Annotated in this window: 20 protein-coding genes and 1 riboswitch; of the genes, 3 read left to right on the top strand and 17 right to left on the bottom strand. The window is 64.9% G+C overall.

Annotated features, from left to right (window positions below):
- Window positions 1-3 precede the first annotated feature (3 nt).
- The 16 genes from tolR to FF090_RS11265 all read right to left on the bottom strand — a co-directional run bounded on the left by tolR (window position 4) and on the right by FF090_RS11265 (window position 12,498).
- Window positions 4-435, bottom strand: coding sequence for a protein TolR (gene tolR / locus FF090_RS11340; protein ID WP_138856828.1), 432 nt, complete (start codon window positions 433-435; stop codon window positions 4-6).
- A 3-nt stretch (window positions 436-438) separates the two neighbouring features.
- Window positions 439-1,125, bottom strand: a complete 687-nt coding sequence (gene tolQ / locus FF090_RS11335; protein ID WP_138856827.1) for a protein TolQ — start codon at window positions 1,123-1,125, stop codon at window positions 439-441.
- A gap of 4 nt (window positions 1,126-1,129) precedes the next feature.
- A complete protein-coding gene (ybgC, locus tag FF090_RS11330; RefSeq protein ID WP_138856826.1) occupies window positions 1,130-1,546 on the bottom strand; it encodes a tol-pal system-associated acyl-CoA thioesterase in 417 nt (138 codons plus the stop codon).
- Window positions 1,543-2,058: a transcription antitermination factor NusB gene (gene nusB / locus FF090_RS11325; RefSeq protein ID WP_138856825.1), complete on the bottom strand. Its 516-nt coding sequence runs from the start codon at window positions 2,056-2,058 to the stop codon at window positions 1,543-1,545. The genes ybgC and nusB overlap by 4 nt, the downstream gene beginning before the upstream one ends.
- A complete protein-coding gene (gene ribH, locus FF090_RS11320; RefSeq protein ID WP_138856824.1) occupies window positions 2,055-2,525 on the bottom strand; it encodes a 6,7-dimethyl-8-ribityllumazine synthase in 471 nt (156 codons plus the stop codon). Before ribH ends, nusB begins: the two co-directional genes overlap by 4 nt.
- Window positions 2,512-3,612 (bottom strand): bifunctional 3,4-dihydroxy-2-butanone-4-phosphate synthase/GTP cyclohydrolase II, encoded by a 1,101-nt coding sequence (gene ribBA, locus FF090_RS11315; protein WP_138856823.1) that lies wholly within the window; start codon window positions 3,610-3,612, stop codon window positions 2,512-2,514. The genes ribH and ribBA overlap by 14 nt, the downstream gene beginning before the upstream one ends.
- Before the next feature lie 12 nt (window positions 3,613-3,624).
- Window positions 3,625-4,767 (bottom strand): bifunctional diaminohydroxyphosphoribosylaminopyrimidine deaminase/5-amino-6-(5-phosphoribosylamino)uracil reductase RibD, encoded by a 1,143-nt coding sequence (gene ribD / locus FF090_RS11310; protein WP_246071392.1) that lies wholly within the window; start codon window positions 4,765-4,767, stop codon window positions 3,625-3,627.
- A gap of 44 nt (window positions 4,768-4,811) precedes the next feature.
- Window positions 4,812-6,020, bottom strand: a complete 1,209-nt coding sequence (locus FF090_RS11305) for a type IV pilus modification PilV family protein (protein WP_138856821.1) — start codon at window positions 6,018-6,020, stop codon at window positions 4,812-4,814.
- Entirely contained in the window at window positions 6,017-7,279 is a 1,263-nt protein-coding gene (locus FF090_RS11300; protein ID WP_175423620.1) for a PilX N-terminal domain-containing pilus assembly protein, read from the bottom strand. The genes FF090_RS11305 and FF090_RS11300 overlap by 4 nt, the downstream gene beginning before the upstream one ends.
- Complete coding sequence (locus FF090_RS11295; protein ID WP_138856819.1) at window positions 7,267-8,001, bottom strand: prepilin-type N-terminal cleavage/methylation domain-containing protein; 735 nt, start codon at window positions 7,999-8,001, stop codon at window positions 7,267-7,269. The genes FF090_RS11300 and FF090_RS11295 overlap by 13 nt, the downstream gene beginning before the upstream one ends.
- Window positions 8,001-8,594, bottom strand: a complete 594-nt coding sequence (locus tag FF090_RS11290; RefSeq protein ID WP_138856818.1) for a pilus assembly FimT family protein — start codon at window positions 8,592-8,594, stop codon at window positions 8,001-8,003. The genes FF090_RS11295 and FF090_RS11290 overlap by 1 nt, the downstream gene beginning before the upstream one ends.
- Window positions 8,579-9,013: a type IV pilin protein gene (locus FF090_RS11285; protein WP_138858364.1), complete on the bottom strand. Its 435-nt coding sequence runs from the start codon at window positions 9,011-9,013 to the stop codon at window positions 8,579-8,581. Before FF090_RS11285 ends, FF090_RS11290 begins: the two co-directional genes overlap by 16 nt.
- Window positions 9,014-9,113: 100 nt before the next feature.
- Complete coding sequence (locus FF090_RS11280; RefSeq protein ID WP_138858363.1) at window positions 9,114-9,653, bottom strand: GspH/FimT family pseudopilin; 540 nt, start codon at window positions 9,651-9,653, stop codon at window positions 9,114-9,116.
- 102 nt (window positions 9,654-9,755) lie between these two features.
- Window positions 9,756-10,199, bottom strand: a complete 444-nt coding sequence (nrdR, locus tag FF090_RS11275) for a transcriptional regulator NrdR (protein ID WP_138856817.1) — start codon at window positions 10,197-10,199, stop codon at window positions 9,756-9,758.
- 18 nt (window positions 10,200-10,217) lie between these two features.
- Window positions 10,218-11,471, bottom strand: coding sequence for a serine hydroxymethyltransferase (gene glyA, locus FF090_RS11270; protein ID WP_138856816.1), 1,254 nt, complete (start codon window positions 11,469-11,471; stop codon window positions 10,218-10,220).
- A gap of 49 nt (window positions 11,472-11,520) precedes the next feature.
- Window positions 11,521-11,631, bottom strand: a riboswitch (ZMP/ZTP riboswitch).
- Between the two features lie 24 nt (window positions 11,632-11,655).
- Complete coding sequence (locus FF090_RS11265) at window positions 11,656-12,498, bottom strand: lytic transglycosylase domain-containing protein (protein ID WP_138856815.1); 843 nt, start codon at window positions 12,496-12,498, stop codon at window positions 11,656-11,658.
- Window positions 12,499-12,655: 157 nt separating this feature from the next.
- Here FF090_RS11265 and FF090_RS11260 point away from each other — a divergent pair, with 157 nt between their 5' ends.
- Window positions 12,656-14,230 (top strand): UbiD family decarboxylase, encoded by a 1,575-nt coding sequence (locus FF090_RS11260; protein WP_138856814.1) that lies wholly within the window; start codon window positions 12,656-12,658, stop codon window positions 14,228-14,230.
- Between the two features lie 214 nt (window positions 14,231-14,444).
- Here FF090_RS11260 and FF090_RS11255 read toward each other — a convergent pair whose 3' ends face one another.
- Window positions 14,445-15,197 (bottom strand): YdcF family protein, encoded by a 753-nt coding sequence (locus FF090_RS11255; protein ID WP_175423619.1) that lies wholly within the window; start codon window positions 15,195-15,197, stop codon window positions 14,445-14,447.
- Between the two features lie 24 nt (window positions 15,198-15,221).
- Between FF090_RS11255 and FF090_RS11250 the strand changes: the two genes are divergently transcribed.
- Both FF090_RS11250 and msrA read left to right on the top strand, forming a co-directional pair.
- Entirely contained in the window at window positions 15,222-18,728 is a 3,507-nt protein-coding gene (locus FF090_RS11250) for a DUF748 domain-containing protein (RefSeq protein ID WP_138856812.1), read from the top strand.
- Window positions 18,729-19,025: 297 nt separating this feature from the next.
- Window positions 19,026-19,559, top strand: coding sequence for a peptide-methionine (S)-S-oxide reductase MsrA (gene msrA / locus FF090_RS11245; protein WP_138856811.1), 534 nt, complete (start codon window positions 19,026-19,028; stop codon window positions 19,557-19,559).

Here is a 19,559-nt window from a genome sequence, read left to right as displayed (position 1 = left end):
GATTTAACGAGCGTTGCCGCCTGACTTGACCGACAAGCCCACCCGCAGCACGCCAGCGCCCTGCAGCTTGTCCATGACCTGAACGACGGACTCGTACTGCACCTTGCGGTCCGCCGAAATCACCACCGGCACATTGGCATTGCCGGCCTGCGCGGCCTTGACGCGTTGCACCAGGGCGCTCAGGTCCAGCGCCTCGGGTTCGCTCTTGTCTTGTTTGAACTTGAGCTTGCCCTGACCGTCGATCAATACCTGCAGCACCGATTCGGGCTGAGCCCGGCTCTTTCCCACGCTGGGCACATCGATCAGGCCGGTGGTGATCATGGGCGCGCTGACCATGAAGATGATCAGCAGCACCAGCATCACATCGATGAAGGGCACCATATTGATTTCATTCATGGTGCGGCGGCGGCTGCCGCGGTGGCCGACGGCGGGCATGTCTTAGGCCTGGCCCGCCGGGCTGGCGGCGTTGCGCTGCAGGATGTTGGAGAACTCTTCGATGAAGGTCTCCAGCGTGATGGCGCTGCGGTCGATCTGGCGCGCAAAGCGGTTGTAGGCGATCACGGCCGGGATGGCGGCAAACAGGCCGATGGCCGTGGCCACCAGCGCCTCCGCGATGCCGGGCGCGACCGTGGCCAGCGTGACCTGCTGCAGGTTTGAGAGGCCCACGAACGCATGCATGATGCCCCACACGGTACCGAACAGGCCGACATAGGGCGAGACCGAGCCGACGGAGGCCAGAAAGCTCAGGTGCGATTCCAAGGCATCGAGTTCGCGCTGATAGCTGGCACGCATGGCGCGGCGGGCGCCGTCGAGCATGGCACCGGGATCGGTGACGCGGCGCTCGCGCAGTTTCAAGAACTCCCGCATGCCCGAGGCAAAGATGCGCTCCAGCGGCGCGCCTTGCGGGCGGTTGGCTACACCCTGATACAGCTCATTGAGATTGCGGCCGCTCCAGAAGTCTTGCTCGAAGGCTTCATTGGCGCGCTTGATGCGACCCAGCGCGAAGAACTTGGTGAAGATGACGCTCCAACTGGCGACGGAGACCGCCAGCAGGGCGGCCATCACCAACTGGACGATCAGGCTGGCTTGCGCCACCAGCGCAAAGATGGAGAGGTCTTGGCTCATAAGGTCAGGGCAGGGAATGCGATTCGGTAAGGCGCGTCAAAACTTCCTGGGGCAGTCGCCTGGGCTTGAAGCTCGCTGCGTCCACACAGGCCACGCGGATGCGGGCATCGAGCAGCAGGTCCGCGCCGCGGTGGATTTGCTGCGCAAACACCAAGGAGGCGCGGTCCTGTTCGGCGATGCGTGCGCTGACGCTGAGCCAATCATCCAGTCGGGCTGGCTTGAGGTAGCGGGCATCCACATGGGCGACCACAAAGACCCAACCCTGAGACAGGCGCAGGGTCTCCTGATTGACTCCCAATTCACGCAGCCAGTCGCTGCGGGCCCGCTCCAGAAAGCGCAGGTAGTTGGCGTAATAGACGACGCCACCGGCGTCGGTGTCCTCGTAGTACGCGCGGTAGTTCGCGCGAAACTCAGGGTTCACCGACGCGGGGCGGCTGCGCGCGCCGCCTGCACCTCGACCGGGCGCAACTCCGCCGCCACCCGGTCCAGGACGCCGTTCACGTATTTGTGTCCGTCGGTGCCGCCAAAGCCCTTGGTGAGTTCGACCGCCTCGTTGATGACGACCTTGTAGGGCACGTCGATGCAATGCTGCAGTTCATAGGCGCCCAACAGCAGGGCGCCATGTTCCACCGGGCTCAGATCTTTGGTGGGGCGGTCCACATGGTGGGCCAGCACGGCGTCCAGGGCGCCGGCTTCGCGGATGCAGCCCTGCAGCAGCAGGTCCAGGTGGCCCTGATCGCATTTGGCGTAGCTGGCCTGCTCGCGCAGATGGGCATCAATGGCTGCGGCGTCGTCGCCGGTGAGCAGCCATTGATACAGACCTTGCAGCGCCACCTGGCGCGACTGGCGACGTGCCGAGCGGCCGCCGCCATGCGGCTTGGCGCCCTTGCTGGCGGGGGCTTTCTTGGCCGACGAGGCAGGGGTGGCGCTCACAGGGGGTCTCCGTGGGGGTTGAGTTGGGCGCAAAGGCGCGCCATTTCGACGGCGACCTGGGCCGCATCACGGCCCTTGTCGATGCGAGCCCAGGCTTGGGCTTCGATCTCGACGGTCAGAATCACGTTGGCGATGGGCAGTTGCGCATCCAGACTGACGCGACTGACGCCGGCGCCGCTCTCATTGGCGACCAACTCGAAGTGGTAGGTCTCGCCGCGAATGATGCAACCCAGGGCCACCAGAGCGTCCACTCCGCCGCGCTGGGCGAGCGCCTGCAGGGCCAGGGGGACTTCCAGGGCGCCGGGTACGGTGTGGCGCGCGGCGATAGTGGCACCCAAACGCTGCAGCTCCGCTTCGCAGCTGTCTTGCAGGGCCTGGGTGATGGCGTCGTTGAAGCGGGCACGCACGATGCCGACGCGCACGCCGCGGCCGTCCAAGGCGATCTGCCCTTGATCAGCGCCCTGCATGCTCGGCCTCCATCGGTTCAAAGCCGCAGACTTCCAGGCCATAGCCGGTCATGCTGGGCATCCGCCGGGGGCTCCCCAGCAGCTGCATGCGTTGAACGCCCAGGTCCTTGAGGATTTGAGCCCCCACGCCGTAGGTGCGCAGGTCCATATTGGCGCGCGCGGTCGGTGCGGCGGCGGCGCCGAAGGCGGCCAGCAGATCACCCTCGCCGGCATTGAGCAGCACGGCCACGCCGGCCGGCGCCATTGCCAGTCGGGCCAGGGCTGCGTCAAGGGCCCAGCTGTGGCCGCCCCCTGCGTGGTCAAGCAGATCGAGCACAGAGAGCGGCTCGTGCACACGCACCAGCACGGCGTCTTCGGGCTGCCACTGGCCGCGCCGCAGGCTCAGGTGCTGCGCACCGGTGCGGTCTTGGTACAAGCGAGCGCTGAAGCTGCCGTGACGGGTCTGCAATTCGCGCTCGCCCAGGCGCTCGATCAGCGACTCATGGCGGCTGCGGTACTCAATCAAGTCGGCGATGGTGCCGATCTTCAAACCGTGCTCGGCGCAAAAGCGCTCCAGATCGGGCAGCCGGGCCATGCTGCCGTCGTCGTTCATGATTTCGCAAATGACGGCCGTGGGGCTTCGTCCCGCCATGCGTGCCAAATCGCAACCTGCCTCGGTATGGCCTGCGCGCATCAGAACGCCGCCATCCTGGGCCTGCAGCGGAAAGATGTGGCCGGGCTGGACCAGATCGCTGGGCTTGGCCTGTGGGGCCACGGCTGCCTGGACGGTACGGGAGCGGTCGGCGGCAGAAATGCCCGTGCTCACGCCCGTGGCGGCTTCGATGGAAACCGTGAAGGCGGTGCCGTGCTGGGTGCCGTTGCGCCGGGCCATCGGCGGCAGTTGCAGGCGCTCGCAGTGCTCGCGTGGCAGGGTCAGGCAGATCAGACCGCGCCCATGCTTGGCCATGAAATTGATGGCCTCGGGCGTCACGCAATCGGCTGCCAGAACCAGATCGCCTTCGTTCTCGCGGTCTTCGTCGTCGATCAAGACGACCATTCGGCCCGCAGCCAGATCGGCCACGAGTTCGGGGATGGGGGACATGGGCATAGGGGGCGGATTCTAGGGGCTGGCCCTATTGCCTTTCGCTGAGGGATGCGGTGAGCGCAGCCTAAGTCGCAGGTCGGTGCCTATGGGTTGGACCTCGTGCCAGCGCCAGCGATGGGCTTCATCAAGCGGCAGGGGTGCGGCCAGATCGGCACAGGCTCGTCCGGGGCCAATGAGTCGCGGCGCTTGATAGATCAGCAATTCATCGACCCGGCCCGCTGCCAGCCAACTGCCGTTGAGGCGGGCGCCTGCCTCAACATGAAGCTCATTGATCTCTCTTTCGGCCAAATGCGCCAGCACCGCCTCCAAGTCCAGTCCCAGTTTGCGCCTTGGGATGGCGCGGCACTCGGCGTTCAGTGCGGCTACCGGGTGGGCGCCCTCGGCGTGCAGCAGCAAGACTTGGCCTGGGGGCAGAAGGATGCGAGCGGTCGGTGGCGTGCGCGCCTGGGAGTCCAACACCACCCGCAGCGGTTGCAATGAGGTGGGCAGGGCGCGCACATCCAGTCGGGGGTCGTCAGCCAGCACAGTGCCCACGCCCGTCACGATGGCCCCGGCGCGTCGACGCCAGGCCTGGTTGTCCAGGCGCGCGGCGTCTCCGGTGATCCATTGGCTGTGCCCATCCGGGTGGGCAGTCCGGCCGTCCAGGCTGGAGGCCCACTTCAGGCGCACGAAGGGTCGGCCGGTGCGCATGCGGTGTAAAAAGCCAATATTGAGTTCGGCCGCTTGCTCGGCCATCAGTCCGAGTTCAACCTCGATGCCGGCCTGGCGCAAAGCGGCAAGACCCTGACCTGCGACCTTGGGGTTGGGGTCTTCGAGGGCCGCCACCACTTTTGCCGGCCCGGCCTCGATCAGGGCATTGGCACAGGGCGCGGTGCGGCCGAAATGCGCGCAGGGCTCCAGCGTGACGTAGACCGTGGCACCCTGAAGTGAATGACCGGCGTCGCGTGCGGCGCGCAAGGCCATGATTTCGGCATGTGGGCCGCCGGCTTGCTGGGTGTGGCCCTGGCCCAGCAGATGGCCTTGCGCGTCAACAATGACGCAGCCCACACGTGGGTTGGGATCCGACAGTCCAACCGCCTTTTCGGCCAGAGCGAGCGCCGCCTGCATGGCCGCGGCGGCGGAGGGAAAGACGGGGGGCTCAGGGCTCGGCGAAGTCATTCCAGCAGTCTAGGGGGCTAGACCGCCGGGCTTGCCCAGGTGATTCAAGGCTGGTGGGCCAGCGTCACCGTATTGCTGAACTGGCCGGCACTCAGGTTGACGCCATGGCCGCTGGGACAACTGTCCTCGAAGCGGATCACGAGGAAGTTTTGATGGGCCAGCGATTCGCTCACTCGGCTGTAGTCGAGCGGGTGTTCAGGGTTGCCAATACGGCCATTGCCGTCGTAGTCCGAGCTGTAGCGGCAGACCCGTTGACCACCTGCGGCCAAGTTCAAACCGGTCAAGCGGCTTCGGCCACTCCAGTACAACAGCTTGTCGCCGACAGTTTCGGTGCGCGGATAGACCGCGCAGTAATAGTCCACGGCCTCGACCCCGGCCGCGGGATTGCTGACTGGATCGGTCACGCAGTGGGGCGCCAGCGCGTGCACGCTGCTGGTCAGAGTGACTTCCATGCCCAGCGGCAAAACGGGGCTGCTGGGTGACTCAGAGTCAGGTGGGCTGAGCATGGAAAAGCGAATGTGTCCGCTCAGCAAAAAGGCGCCGCTGCCCGCCACGGTGGTGCAACTGGCCAGATCGGCCAGGCTTAGGCTGCTGGTGGGGCTGCTCGCGCTGACTGTGCAGAACGACGTGATCAGTCCCGTGCGGTTATTGAAAACCCATGCGGCCGTACCGCCGGGTTGCGGCTTGAAAACGCTGCTGCCGTTGTCCAGTGACTTGGCGGCCTGAGGAATGGCGGGATGACGGTTCTGGGGTCTGCGGAAGGTGCTGCCGTCTTCTGGGGGGACGTAGGCGGTGGCGAACAGGCGTGGGTCCGTGGCGGGGAGGTCGCTCTCGTACACCAACTCATGCGGTTTGCCGCTCTGCGACTGACGATCCGTCCAACTCACCGCCAGCCGAACGCCGACGCCCGCCGAGCCCACGGGTGTGAAGCTGCGCTTGATTGTGTAGGTGGTTGCTGCGCCTGTGACAGTGCGATCGGCGGTGTCAGCGATGAGTTCGTCGTATACCAGCGAGCCGGCCGGCGTGGCGGCCTCGCGGCTCATGGCCACAAAGCCTCGCAAGCGTTCGTTCTCGGCGCGCAAAATCTGGGCCGCTTCGACACGTTGTTTGGCGTACTCGCCGCTGTGGCGGAGCCGGCCGGTCAGCCCTGCGATGGCCAGCATGCCGAAGGCCATGACCAGCAAGGCCACCAGGGCTTCAATGAGGGTGGTGCCGCGTTCGCGCGGGATGCTCAGTGGATGGCTGGACTTCATTGCTCACTCCAAGTGCCGCCTGGCGCACGTACAAAGGTTCCGGCGGAAAGCATCAGGGACTCCATGGCTGCCGCATCATGACGCATGGTGACGCCGCTGCCTGAGCCGAGGTTGCCCGCGACCACCAAGCTGCCATCCAGCCATGAAGGGGAGCCACTGGCATTCAGCCACTGGGCGTTGTCAAAACTGAAGACCATGCCGTGCAAACGCAGGCCGCCCTGAACGCTCAGCTTGCCCTTCACCACCAACAGGATGGGTCTGCTGACGCTCCCAAGGGTGACATCTTCATCCAGGGTCAGGTCACCCTCAAACCAAAAGACTCGCACGCCAGCTGCGGCCCGCAGTGACAACTGCGTGGCACATTGGGCGGGGCATTTGAGCGTCTCGACCACCGGTTGGCGCTGGAACTGTGCCGGCGACATGCCGAAATAGCGCTTGAACAGGCCTTCCGCGTCGATGCCTTGAAGCGCTGTTTGGTTGGCTTGCAAGGCCACGGCTGGCGGCGTTCCCGTGGGGCCTTGAACCTTATCTCGCGTGCCCAGCACCGCGCCGCCGGCTTGCAGGGCTACACCGCCCGTTTGCGCGTGGTCGTTAACGGCCACCATGCCCGCCCCCAGGTCAATGGAGCCGGTGGCTACGGCAGCACTGCTCGGGCGTGACTTCAGCGCCGGCACCATCTGCAGACGAACGCGCTTCTTCATCTGGGCATAAAAGCCGAGATCGGCATCGGAACTGCTCAGCGTGTCCTTGCAGTTCGCACTGGATTGCACGCAACCCATGGCCCACAACTGCAACATGCCATCTCCAAAACCGTCATTGAGCTGAAGTCGTGCAGAGGTGGTCCGCTGGCTCCCCGCGGCCACGCCGACCGGGGTGAAGTTCAGCGGGCACTGGCAATTCCAACTGCCGCCGCTTTGGTTGCAGTGAATGATGTCGGTGTCGATGGGGGCTCGAAACCTGATTTCGCCCGTGGATTCAAATCGCAGGTAGCGATCGCGCGCGGTGTTGGCGCCGGCTGCTGCGATCTGGCAGGTCTCGTTGATATTGGGGGCGTTGAGTAAGTTGATAAAAGTATTCACCCCCCGCTCGGCCACTTCATTGGCCAAAACCGCATCCTGGTAATTGGCGCCAATGCGCTGCTCGACGATGAGATTGCGGTTGGCGTAGGCCGCCACCAAGGCCATGACAAAGAACAAAACCATGACCACCACCAGAGTGGCGGCACCCCGCATGGCTTGGCGACGCGTCAGGCTTTGCATTCGCCCTCCACGGTATCGCCATTGAGTCGGACGGTAAAACGATGCTGCCGAGTGACTTTGGCGTCGTGCTTGGCATGCCCGGCCAATTCGACTTGGAGCTCTCTGACTGTCACCCGTGGAGGGCAGTTGGCGGCTCCCGCATCACAGGGCTTGAAGCAGGAGCCCGAAAGCTCGGTCACCGCTGTTTTCAGTTCGACGGCAAACCGGGTCACAACGACCGCGTTCTTGTCCGTCAGAGGCTGGTAGCCCGAGTCACCGATCCTGAATTCCAGCTGTTCGTCGCTCAGGCGAAAGCCGCGCATTTCGTCTGCATCTGGCGCGACATCCTTGTCAGAGCCATGGTCGCCGGGATTCAGTGCGTTCGAGTAGGAAAACTCGACCTGCGTGCCCGCTGGTGAGATCACCACATCTCTGAAGGGATTGGGCTTGGGATTGGGTGTCCGGGGCGACCATAGGCCCAGTTCGGGCGACCCCCAGGCGCCGGCCTTGCGGAACTCCCGCACCATGATTTCGCTGGCCGCGCGAAGTTCTTGCTGCACTTGGGTCTCCAAGGCAATGCGCTTGTTTTCAGCCAGTTGATTGACCGCCACCATGGAGGCTCCTGCGACGACCAGAAGGCCCACGGTGATGCCCACCATCATTTCCACCAGACTGAGCCCGCGCGATGACAGGCGCTGCAAGCGGGGCAGTGGGCTTCCCTCGGTTGGGTTGGAGGTCGACATCACTGGCACTTCACATAGTTCTTGAAGCTGCCGTCAGGACTGCAGATGCTCACGCGTCCCAGCTTGTCGACCAGCACACTCAGGCTGCCTGCACGATTGCCGGCGACGGTGACCCGAAAGCCCGCCGGATCAAACCAATGGAGACCGGGTTCAAAGCCCCCCGTTGCGCTGGGCTCATTGGTGCTGAGTTTCAACCCGCTGGTTTTTGGCAAGTGGACGGTCTTGATCTCGGCCCAGGGAGTTGCTGACTGGCAAGCTTGGCCAGGCGGTTTGGAACAGTCGCAAGTGGAGCCGTCCCACTGCCAGTACAGGGTGTAGCAAGCGTCGGCTCCGAGTCCGTTGCCCACCTGAATGGCCGCGACCAATTCCTTGACGTCGTATCCGCCAGGTTTGAGCAGCGCCTGGGCGCGTAGCAGTTGAATGTCGCTCACCAACTCCGATGCGATGCCTTCAATCCGACGTCGAAAGATCAGATCACTCATACTGGGTACGGCAAGGGTCAGAATCACGGCCAACACAGCCACCACCACCGCCAGTTCGATCAAGGTCAAGCCCTTAGCCTTCATCGCAATCCTCATCAATTGGGCCAGCATCGGGCCGTGCTGTCGGTGCCATTGCTGTCCACGGCGCTGCGGGTGCTGCCCAGTCGTTCGATGGTGACTTTGAGTTCAGCGCAGGTCTTGTCAGCGGCCTGTGGCGTGGCGGTTTTGGGCTTAGCCACTGCGACATATCCCGTGGTGGTGGCGCTGGTCAGACTGAGCTCGTAGTAGCCCGCCGATGACGTGCCAGAGTGGCCGAGGTCAGACAGCGCCGACGCATAGGCAGGGTTGTTGCTACGGTGACGTTCCTGTGCCTGTTGAACTTGAATCAAGGCGTCGAAACCATCTGAGCGGCGGCCCTTACGGACCGCATCTTGATAGCTCGGGTAGGCCAATGCGGCCAGGACGGCAAGCAAGGCCACCACGATCATGACTTCGATCAGGGTGAACGCTGCGGTGGAATGATTTCGCATGCTCGGATCCTTACAGACCCGACGCGATTTGGGAGCAACCCCGGGGCCCGCCCATCACGATGAATTTGCCGCCTGTCTTGGCCCCCAAACACAGGGGGGATCAGCTGCAGACCGGCAGACTCAGGCCCGATTCAGCTGATGCGCAGCTCCGCAGCCTGCCCGTGAGGGCGATGACATGAGCGGCGCGCAAGCCACTGCTGCTGGCGATGGCGACGGTCCCCGCGCGTGATGCGGTGCCAAAACGGGGGTGGAAGGCAATTTGCGACACATTTGCATCCACTCTCAATGTGCCACTGCTCGGCAGCCATTGATGCTTGAGCAGGTGCTCGGGGTTCAGGCACTGCGCCTGGCCTTGTTCCGTGCAACTGCAGCTGTCGACGGGGCCCAGGTGCATGACCCAGCAGCTGCCCTGGGCCAGTTGTTGGAAGCGCACCCGAACGGCGGTGCCGGTCGTCAATGCGGTGGCGCGAGCCTGCTGCAGATCCACGTACAAGGCGCCCAACTGCGTATCCAGGCGCTTGCGCTCGATCAGCTGGCCAAATCGTGGCAGGGTCAGCGCCAGCAAGATGGCCAGGACACCCATGCAGGTCAGCACTTCAACGAGACTGAATCCTTGGTGACGGCGGGCTTGGGTTTGCATGGCGACAACTCCTGAGTGCGGGTGGCTGCACTCTAGGAATTGCCCGCTTGAAAGGCGCTCCCCCAAAGGTGGGAAAAATGGGGGGGGGCTCGCTGCGCGCGATCAGATGTCGCGGATCAGCTGACGGAACTCGTCGATGTCCTCGAAGCTGCGGTAAACCGAGGCAAAGCGCACATAGGCCACTTTGTCGATGCGTTTGAGCTCCCGCATCACCAGTTCGCCGATCTTGGTCGAGGCCAGCTCTTTGCTACCCAGGGCCAGCAATTGTTCCTGGATGCGCTCCAGGGCGGAATCCACTTGCTCGGTGCTGACCGGGCGCTTGCGAAGTGCCAGCATCATCGATGCCCTGACCTTGCTGGCATCAAACTCGGCCCGGGTGCCGTCCTTCTTGACAACCATCGGCAGCGCGATCTCGGCGCGCTCGTAGGTGGTAAAGCGCTTTTCGCAGCCCTGGCAGCGCCGCCGCCTGCGCACCACATCGCCTTCGTCGGACTCACGGGTCTCGACGACTTGGGTTTCGGTGTGGGCGCAGAACGGGCAGCGCATGGCTAGACCGCCACTGGCTTAGGCGTAGACCGGGAAAGCTTTGGCCAATGCCGCCACTTCGCCGCGAACGCGCTCCAGCACTGCTGCGTCCGTCGGTGCGGACAGCACATCAGCGATCAAATGGCCCACCTTGCGAGCTTCGGCTTCTTTGAAGCCGCGGGTGGTCATGGCTGGCGTGCCCAGGCGAACGCCGCTGGTGACCATCGGCTTTTGCGGATCGTTGGGGATGGCGTTCTTGTTGCAGGTCATGTGGGCGGCACCCAGCAGGGCCTCGGCTTCCTTGCCCGTCAGGTTCATGGGGCGCAAGTCCACCAGCATCACATGGCTCTCGGTGCGACCCGAGACGATGCGCAGACCGCGCTCCACCAGAGTCTCGGCCAAGGCCTTGGCGTTCTTCACCACCTGCTCTTGATAGGCCTTGAAGTCAGGCGACAGGGCTTCCTTGAAGGCGACCGCCTTGCCGGCGATCACGTGCATCAGGGGGCCGCCCTGCAGTCCGGGGAAGACGGCGCTGTTGATCTTCTTGGCGATGGCTTCATCGTTCATCAAGATGACGCCGCCGCGCGGGCCGCGCAGGCTCTTGTGGGTGGTGGAGGTCACCACGTCGGCGTGCGGCACGGGGTTGGGGTAGGCGCCGGCGGCGATCAGGCCGGCGTAATGCGCCATGTCCACCATCAAATAGGCGCCGACTGCCTTGGCCACCTTGGCAAAACGCTCGAAATCGATGCGCAGGCTGTAGGCCGAGGCGCCCGCGATGATGAGCTTGGGCTTGTGCTCGTGGGCCAGGCGTTCCATGGCGTCGTAGTCGATGGCTTCTTCGGCATTCAGGCCGTAGCTGACCACCTTGAACCACTTGCCGCTCATATTCAGTGCCATGCCGTGGGTCAGGTGCCCGCCCTCGGCCAGGCTCATGCCCAAGATGGTGTCGCCTGGGTTCAGCAGAGCCAGAAAGACCGCTTGGTTGGCTTGCGAGCCGCTATTGGGCTGCACATTGGCGAATTGGGCGCCGTAAAGTTGTTTGAGTCGGTCGATGGCCAGTTGCTCGGCCACATCGACAAACTCGCAGCCGCCGTAGTAGCGCTTGCCCGGGTAGCCCTCGGCGTACTTGTTGGTGAGCTGGCTGCCTTGGGCCTGCATGACGGCGCGCGAGGTGTAGTTCTCGCTCGCAATCAGCTCGATGTGGTCTTCCTGGCGCTGGGTTTCCTGGGCGATGGCGGCCCACAGTTCGGGGTCGGCTTCAGGCAGGGCAAGACGGGACAGGGTGATGCTCATGGCGTGACTCTGGAAGAGGAGGGCCCGCACGCGCCGGAGTGACGGCGTCGCGGGTGGCCCAGGCGAACGGCTCGGTACGAATGCAGGGGCACTCGGCCGCGCTTCCCGGTGGGTCTCCACCTCAGGGCTTGGCCCCTGATCGCCAGTGACGCGGCGCGGCGAGTGTAGCGGGCTGCTCTGGCGCTTAGAGCAAGGCCAGTTGCGCCGATTCCGAAGCGGCCGGAGCCGGCTGAGCGGGTACCGCCGGGGCTGGGTTCGGGCGCGCCGGAGGCGCGCGGCCTGCTGCCACGGACTTCAGTTGTTCATGCTCAAACAGCACCCGGGCGCCATAGCCGCCGTCATCGTCCAAATTGGCTGCGCCGACGTAATAGCGCAGACCCTCCACGACGCTGCCGCCACGCTGAATGCACTCACGCAGAACCTGCACGCCGACGCGCAGATTGGAAATCGGATCGAGGGCCGCTCGATTGCCACCGAAGGCTTCGAACTTTTCATCATGCACGCGCGTCATCACCTGCATCAGGCCCTGAGCCCCGACTGGGCTCTGTGCATAGGGATTGAAGCTGGACTCCACCGCGATCACAGCCAGCACCAGGGTCGGGTCGATGCGTGCCCGCGCGCCGGCTTCCCAGGCCTCCAGCACGAGACGGCTCACCGGCTCCAGGGCCACCTTGTAGCGGCGAGACAGATAGTTGGCGACCGCAGCCTGCGGTTTGCTCAGTTCGGTCAGATCGGCCGCCGCTACGCGTTGGCTGGCCATCGAGTCGGCGACGGGCAGGTCCTGCTCATTCACCTGGATGCGGGCTTGATGGCGTGCTGCCAACCAATCTAGCGTTTGACGCTCCAGCGTCTCGCGCCAGCCCGTCGGACTCATCACCGCCACCACGCAGGCCAGCAGGGCCAAGCCCAGCAGGGCCAAGGTGTTGTGGCTGACCACCGCCAGACCATGGGCCACGTCCTTGATGAATAGCAGGCACCCGCCGCCAAACTGGCGCAGCGAGAGGCTGAGGGCGTGATCGTTGGGCATGAATTTCCTGGCGGTCGATGGAGGAGACAGGGCACCGAGTGAGACACTGGCTTGGGCCGAGTTGGCCGCGAACCTGGGTTAACCCGAGGGCGGCGCGGATTCTGTTGGATCTGCATATAACCGGTCAACCATTTCAAATCGATTCGTTATTACTTTTATGGAATATCGCGATCTGCGCGGGTTTTTGTCGCAGTTGGAGTTGATGGGGGAGCTCAAGCGTGTGGACGCACCCGTTAGCCCCTATCTAGAGATGACGGCGCTCAGCGACCGGGTGTTGCGGGCTGGAGGGCCGGCGCTGTGGTTTGAGCGCCCTACCCAGGGCGATCGTCCGGTGCTCACCAATCTATTCGGCACCGTTCGGCGCGTGGCCCTGGGCATGGGGGCGCAAGATGCCAACAGCCTGCGAGAGGTCGGCCAGGTCCTGGCCCGGCTGCGCGAGCCCGAGCCACCGCGTGGCCTGCGTGATGTAGGGCGGGTGTTGGACTTGGCCCGCTCGGTTTGGCAGATGCGTCCCGAGGTGGTCGGTCGGGCCCCTTGTCAGCAGGAGGTCACTGAGGGGAGCGATATTGATCTCAGCCGTTGGCCCATCCAGCACTGCTGGCCCGAAGACGCTGCGCCGTTGTTGACTTGGGGCTTGGTGGTGACGCGCGGGCCGCAATCGGTGGCGCAGCCGCGCAAGCGCCAGAACCTGGGCATTTACCGCCAACAGGTCATCGGCCGTCGACAACTGATCATGCGCTGGCTGGCCCATCGCGGCGGCGCACTCGACTTCCGTGCATTCCGTTTGGCGAATCCCGGCCAGCCCTTTCCCATCGCCGTGGTGTTGGGCGCCGATCCGGCGACCACGCTGGGCGCGGTGACGCCGGTGCCCGATAGCCTCTCTGAGTACCAGTTCGCTGGCCTGTTGCGCGGCGCTCGAACCGAATTGGTCGACAGCGGCGTCGGCGAGGGCGATTGCCGTTTACAGGTGCCCGCCCATGCCGAGATGGTGTTGGAGGGGCACATTCCGCCCGCGCCGATTGGGTGGAAGGGGCAGAGTGATCTGGGTGTGCCGTTGATGGAGCGCGATGGATATCTTCATGCCCTGGAAGGGCCCTTCGGCGATCACACCGGCTATTACAACGAGCAAGAGTGGTTCCCGGTGTTCGAACTCAGCCGGGTGACGGAGCGCAGCGGCGCGTTCTATCACTCCACCTACACCGGCAAGCCGCCCGACGAGCCTGCTGTGCTGGGCCTGGCGCTGAACGAAGTCTTCGTGCCCTTGCTGCAGCAGCAATTCAGCGAGATCGTTGACTTCTACCTGCCGCCCGAGGGTTGTAGCTACCGCATGGCCTTGGTGTCGATCCGCAAGGCCTATGCCGGCCACGCCAAGCGCTTGATGTTTGGTGTCTGGAGTTATTTGCGTCAGTTCATGTACACGAAGTTCATCGTCATCGTGGATGAAGACGTCAATCTGCGCGATTGGAACGATGTGATCTGGGCCATTACCACCCGTGTCGATCCGGCCCGTGACACGGTTTTGGTGGACAACACGCCCATCGACTACCTGGACTTTGCGTCGCCCACCAGTGGGCTGGGCGGCAAGATGGGGCTGGATGCCACCAACAAGTGGCCCGGCGAAACCCAGCGCGAGTGGGGGCGGACCATCCAGATGACACCGGCAGCCACCCAGCGGGCTGAGGATTTGTACAACGCCCTGTTCGCTTCTGCGGGTCAAGAGGGCAAGTCCTGAAAAAGCCTGCTTGAAGTGCGCCGCCTGGGCGCCTAACTTGAGAACGCCTCCACGGAGGTCTTCAACTGGCGCAGTCTCTGCGCGCCAGGAGCCCCTCGGCAAATGGCCTTGGAGCCCCACCGGTGGCGTCATGCCACCAGCCCCCTTCCGGTTGTTCTGACCGGAAGGGGTTTCTACTTTTTGGGCGCTTGAATCGGAATCCGTGCCGCATTCTTCAATGCCCCATTCCGTAGGCCAGCCATTCATAAACCAGGTAGCGACCTTGCCGAATGCCCTGGAAGCTGGGCATGAAGTCTTGTGCGTTCCACCCAGGTTGCGGCGCCTGGGTCAGCGGCGCGGGAAGAAATTCGATGGCGGGCGAGGCCTGCCGAAAGTTGCGCAGGCTGCGCTTCATGTGCTGCTCGTGGGTCACCAGGATCACCTTGCGGACACCGGCTTGGGCCAGCAGCGGTGCGCTCAGGCGGGCGTTCTCGCGGGTGTTGATGGACTGCTCCTCGGCCCAGGCCAGCGTGGTGTCCCCGTGCTCGGCCAAGTGCTGGCGCACGGCGGCTGCTTCGCTGGGCTGATCCGGTGCTGCGGCCGGGCTGCGCCCCCCGGTGAAGGCCAAGGGCAACTGGAGCCGACGTGCCCACCAAACGCCGCGCTGCAGTCGTTCCAGGGTTTCCAGTTTGGGCGCGTAGTTCCCTTCGGGCCCCGCGCCGACTCGCAGCCCCCCACCCAGTACCAACACCACGGCATCGGGTTGGCCGCTCCAGGCTTGTGCTTGCGTCAAGGTGACTGATGCTGGCGCAGATCGCGACCACGCTCTAGTCAGCGGTGCGGTAAACGCTTCGCTGGACAGAATCCAGACGGCGGCAGCGCTGATCCACATCAAGGCCAGGCGCGCCCGGCGCCACGCAGCAGCCAGCGGAATCAGCAGCAAAGGGCCGGCTGGCGGCAGGATCAGGAGCAGGATCAAGTTGCGCATGCCCTCATCTTCTAGCATCGGGGCATGAAACTGACTGCGAACCGTACAGCGCGCCGCTGGGCCCTTGGGCTGATGGCGTTCCTTTTGGGTTTGGTTTGCGTGTTGGCCGCCTTGCCCTGGGCCCTGCAGCCTTGGCTCAAGGCGCAGCTGAAAGCCCAAATGGAGCAGGCCCTTGGGCGTACGGTAGGCGTCGAGGCGGTCGACCTCTCACTATTGCGCGGGCGTGTCGCTGTTCAAGGCTTGGTGGTGGCCGCGCGCGGCGATCAGGGCGAACCGCTCTTCACCCTGGAGGGGGTGGAGTTGGCGCTGGCGCCGTCAAGCCTGTGGCGACGCATGCCGGTGCTGCGCGAGCTCAGCGTTCGCGGTCCGCAGCTGAATTTGCGCCGCGAGTCAGACGGCCGCACCAGCGTGGATGACGTGCTGGCCCGGCTCAAGTCAGGCCCGGAGCGCACCGGGCCAGCCTTGGCTTGGGCGCTCTACAACCTGAGCCTGAGCGGTGGTCGGGTGCAGTTGCAGCAGGCCGATGGCCCCCGTCTGGTGCTGGATCACTTGACCCTGGGCCTGCCCTTTCTTTCAACCCACCAGGATGATGTGGAGGTTCATGTTCAGCCCCGTCTGAGCGGCCGCTGGCAAGGCCGTGAGTTCGCGGCTGAGGTTCAGAGCCGGCCCTTTTTGGCCACTCCCGAGGCCGGGCTGAGCCTGAATTGGCAAGGCTTCGAGCTGGCCCAGCTGGACCCCTGGTTGCCTCAGAGTTTGGGTCTGCGCCTGCAAGGGGGGCAGATTGACGGGGCCTTGCGCCTGCGCTTTCTGATGCCGCCCAAGGCGGCGCCGTATTTGGGTCTGAGTGGTCGTCTGAAGGTTGAGGGCCTGGGCTTGAGTTTGGCGCAGGGGCCTCTGCGCTCTGTTCAAGGGGCTGGTCTGGACTTGGACTTGCTCGCCTCGGAGCCCTTGAAGCAGCAGTTCCAGCTGCGCTCGCTCACGCTCAGCGCGGAGCAGGCGTCGCTCAAGCCTGCTGGCATGAAGGGCTTGAAGCTTGTGGCCTTGGAGGGCGGCGTGACCGATTTGCAGTGGCCCCTCGCAGGGCCTGTCCACGCGGCCTCCAAGCCGGCCAAGACTGCAAGTTGGAAGCTGCAGGCGCGCTGGGCCGATGAGTCCGGCCGTGCCCTGGCGCAGACCGATGCGCAGGGCGCGCTACTGACCGAAGAGCTACAGGCGCAGTGGCAGCTGGCGGCGTTGGATTTGGCTGTCGCCCAGGCCTGGCACGGCGCGGGGCGGCCTTGGGGCTTGGCAGGGCAGGTGGCGGCCCAGGGTCAGGTCCGTCTCACGCAACCCCTGCAGCCTGGGCCCGGTGAGCGGCTTCAGGTCGAGGTGGAACAGCTCAGCGCTCAGGGCTTGCAGCTGCGCCATGGTGATGATTTGCAGTGGCAAAACGGTGAAGTGCAACTCGCAGGCCTGGTGTGGGGCGGACAGCGTGAATTGCGCGCACAAAGCTTGAGCCTCAAGGGGGCGGCGTTGCGATTGCGCCGCGATGCGGACGGCCTTTGGTCGTCTGGAGCGAGCGGCGGCGCCACGGCCGAGCCTTCGCCCCAAGCCGCGCCCTGGCGTCTGGGGCTGGATGAATTCAAGCTGGCGCTTGGGCGCATTGAATGGCAGGACACGCTGTCTCGGCCCTTGCAAGACGCCGGACAGGTGCAGCGCACGACCCTCTGGCAGGGGCGTGACCTGCAACTGCAGTCCGGTCCGCTGCGTTGGGAGGGCGATCGGCTGACCAGTGCCTCGCTGCAATTGGGTTTGCGCAGTGGCCCTCAACGGAACCCGGCTCTGCTGCAGTGGCGAGGACAGGTTTCCAGTCTGGGTACGGCGCAGAGCCCTTGGGCCGACGGCCGGTTGAGTTTGCGGCGCTGGCCCTTGGCGGTGCTGGATAGCTATTTGCCGCCCCATCTGGGCCTGGGCCTGCGGGATGCCCTGGTGGGTGCCGAACTGAGTTTGCGGGCCGATGCGCAGGCGCTGCAGCTGCGCGGCGCGGCCGATTTGCAGTCCTTGGATTTGGTCAGCGTGCGCGAGGAAGCGTCGCAGCGCTGGGTCGATCAGGGCCTGCTGGCCTGGCAGCGCCTGGGCGCGCTGGGTCTGGATGTGCGCTGGCCCCTGCTGGCTGGCGAGCGCGCGCAGTTCCACGCCGAGGAAGTGGCGCTACAGGGCCTGCAGGCGCAACTGCTGATCGACGCCCAGGGCCAGTTGCGGCTGCGCGGCCAGGTGGACGCGCAAACTAGCCCAGCCCCATCCAGCGCGCAGCCCGCCGAAGCCAGTCCCGCGCCACGGATTCGCGTCGGCCGTGTGCGGCTGGAGAACGCAGCGGTCGACTTTGAGGACCGCTTCGTCAAGCCGAGCTACCGCGCCCAATTGGGCCGGCTCAGTGGTGAGCTGGGGCGGTTTGACAGCGAGCAACGGCAGCGTGCGCCCTTGCGCCTGAGCGGTAGTGTGGCCGGCACGGGCGTGCTGAATGTCGAGGGTGAGCTGCACCCGGCGCTGCAGCCGCCCCAGCTGGATCTGCGTGCCCAGGCCAGCGACATTGAGTTGGCGCTGTTTTCCCCCTATTCGGGCAAGTACCTGGGTTATGCAATTGAGCGTGGCAAGCTCTCCAGCCAGCTGCATTACCGCCTCGGCCCCGAGGGGCAGTTGCAGGCCGACAACCGGGTGGTGCTGAATCAGCTGACGCTGGGCGAGCGGGTCGACAGCCCCGAGGCCACGTCCTTGCCCGTGCGTCTGGCCCTGGCCTTGCTCTCGGACCGCGAGGGGGTGATCGACATCAATCTGCCCATCGAAGGCTCGCTGCAGGACCCGCAGTTCCGCATCGGCGCCTTGGTCTGGAAGCTGATTGGTAACCTGATCGTCAAGGTGGTCAGCTCGCCCTTTGCTTGGATGTCGGGCGGCGGCGAGCAGGGAGCGGCCGGACGGCTTGTGTTTGCGCCTGGGACGACGCAATGGAGCCTGGCCTTGGGGGCAGAGCAAGGCGGTGCGTCGCAGCAGCTCACGCAGATGGTTCAGTTGGCCGAGGGTTTGAAGCAGAAGCCCGCCTTGCTCCTTACCCTGACGTCTTGGTACGACCCCGAGCTGGAGGCGCCGGCCCTGGCGCGCGAGCGGGTCGAGGCCGCACTGCGCCAGGCCTGGGCGCGCGAGCGGGGCCAAGCCGATCAGGCGGCCAGCCTCAAGCTGCCCGACAGCGAGCGCGCGCGTTTGCTGCGTGCGCTCTACACCAGTCGGCCCCTGCCGGATCGCCCGCGCAATCTGCTCGGCCTGCTCAAGACCCTGCCCGAGGGCGAGATGCTGGCCCGTCTGCAGGCGGCCGAGAAGGTGACGCAGGACGATGTGCGTGAGCTGGCCTTGGCGCGCGCCGCTGCCGTGCGCGATGCCCTGGTGGCGCAGGGCTTGCCGCTGCAGCGCCTGTTCCTGGCGGCGCCCAAGGTTCGCCCAGAGGCCGAAGCCAAGGCGGATTGGCAACCCCATGTGGAGTTGGGTTTGAGCCTGCCCTGAGCCTAGAAACGGCAGTTGACCGCTCGTCTCCGCATGCAAGTCCTCGGCACTGCTGAGTTTTCCGCTCACGCCCCCCTTCACCGCTCGGGTGAGTGCGCTACACAGCCGATTGCACGGCGCTGCGGCACGCTGGCTGCGTTGCTCCTCCTGGCGGGCGCGAGCCCGCTGCGTCGTTACGCCTTGCCAGCGCACCGCATCACGGCGCACTCGGCCGTGTCCAACTGCCGTTTCTAGGCTGATTCAGCTCGTGGGCAGCCCGGCGATATGCTCGCCGGCTCTTGATGCAGAGGACGGACAATGATGGAGACCATCACCCTGGGGGGCGGCTGTTTTTGGTGCCTGGAAGCGGTGTTCACGCGCCTGCGCGGGGTGCAGGCGGTGCAGTCCGGCTACTGCAATGGGCACCTGCCGAACCCCAGTTACGAGCAGGTGTGTTCAGGCGCCAGCGGCCATGTGGAGGTGGTGCAGATTCGCTTCAACCCGGAGCAGATTGCGCTGCGCAGCTTGCTGGAGGTCTTCTTTGCCATCCACGACCCGACCACGCTGAATCGCCAGGGGGCCGATGTGGGCACCCAGTACCGTTCGGGCATTTACTACCAGGACAGCGGCCAGCAGGCGCTGGCCCAGCAGGTGCTGGCCGAGCAGGCTGCCCGGTTCGAGGCGCCGCTGGTCACCGAGATCTGCCCGCTGCGTGATTACTACCCGGCCGAGGACTATCACCAGCGCTACTTCGAACGCAATCCTGAGGCGGGTTATTGCAGCTTTGTGGTGGCGCCCAAGGTCGAGCGTTTCGGGCGCCGGTTTGCGGCGCTGCTGCGCCCGGACGCCTGA

It is taken from the genome of Inhella inkyongensis, assembly GCF_005952805.1.
In the GTDB taxonomy this organism is placed as follows: domain Bacteria; phylum Pseudomonadota; class Gammaproteobacteria; order Burkholderiales; family Burkholderiaceae_C; genus Inhella; species Inhella inkyongensis.
Note: the sequence above shows the minus strand (reverse complement) of the source record. Positions and strands in the feature narration are given on the sequence as shown.

Bases quoted from the DNA above. Each gene is read 5' to 3' on its own strand.
- tolR (WP_138856828.1), bottom strand. From the start codon at position 435: ATGCCCGCCGTCGGCCACCGCGGCAGCCGCCGCCGCACCATGAATGAA.
- glyA (WP_138856816.1), bottom strand. From the start codon at position 11,471: ATGAGCATCACCCTGTCCCGTCTTGCCCTGCCTGAAGCCGACCCCGAA.
- FF090_RS11280 (WP_138858363.1), bottom strand. From the start codon at position 9,653: ATGCAAACCCAAGCCCGCCGTCACCAAGGATTCAGTCTCGTTGAAGTG.
- FF090_RS11265 (WP_138856815.1), bottom strand. From the start codon at position 12,498: ATGCCCAACGATCACGCCCTCAGCCTCTCGCTGCGCCAGTTTGGCGGC.
- msrA (WP_138856811.1), top strand. From the start codon at position 19,026: ATGATGGAGACCATCACCCTGGGGGGCGGCTGTTTTTGGTGCCTGGAA.
- FF090_RS11255 (WP_175423619.1), bottom strand. From the start codon at position 15,197: ATGCGCAACTTGATCCTGCTCCTGATCCTGCCGCCAGCCGGCCCTTTG.
- FF090_RS11285 (WP_138858364.1), bottom strand. From the start codon at position 9,013: ATGCGAAATCATTCCACCGCAGCGTTCACCCTGATCGAAGTCATGATC.
- ribBA (WP_138856823.1), bottom strand. From the start codon at position 3,612: ATGCCCATGTCCCCCATCCCCGAACTCGTGGCCGATCTGGCTGCGGGC.
- FF090_RS11250 (WP_138856812.1), top strand. From the start codon at position 15,222: ATGAAACTGACTGCGAACCGTACAGCGCGCCGCTGGGCCCTTGGGCTG.
- FF090_RS11260 (WP_138856814.1), top strand. From the start codon at position 12,656: ATGGAATATCGCGATCTGCGCGGGTTTTTGTCGCAGTTGGAGTTGATG.
- ribD (WP_246071392.1), bottom strand. From the start codon at position 4,767: ATGACTTCGCCGAGCCCTGAGCCCCCCGTCTTTCCCTCCGCCGCCGCG.
- ribH (WP_138856824.1), bottom strand. From the start codon at position 2,525: ATGCAGGGCGCTGATCAAGGGCAGATCGCCTTGGACGGCCGCGGCGTG.
- FF090_RS11305 (WP_138856821.1), bottom strand. From the start codon at position 6,020: ATGAAGTCCAGCCATCCACTGAGCATCCCGCGCGAACGCGGCACCACC.
- FF090_RS11300 (WP_175423620.1), bottom strand. From the start codon at position 7,279: ATGCAAAGCCTGACGCGTCGCCAAGCCATGCGGGGTGCCGCCACTCTG.
- FF090_RS11295 (WP_138856819.1), bottom strand. From the start codon at position 8,001: ATGTCGACCTCCAACCCAACCGAGGGAAGCCCACTGCCCCGCTTGCAG.
- FF090_RS11290 (WP_138856818.1), bottom strand. From the start codon at position 8,594: ATGCTGGCCCAATTGATGAGGATTGCGATGAAGGCTAAGGGCTTGACC.
- nrdR (WP_138856817.1), bottom strand. From the start codon at position 10,199: ATGCGCTGCCCGTTCTGCGCCCACACCGAAACCCAAGTCGTCGAGACC.
- tolQ (WP_138856827.1), bottom strand. From the start codon at position 1,125: ATGAGCCAAGACCTCTCCATCTTTGCGCTGGTGGCGCAAGCCAGCCTG.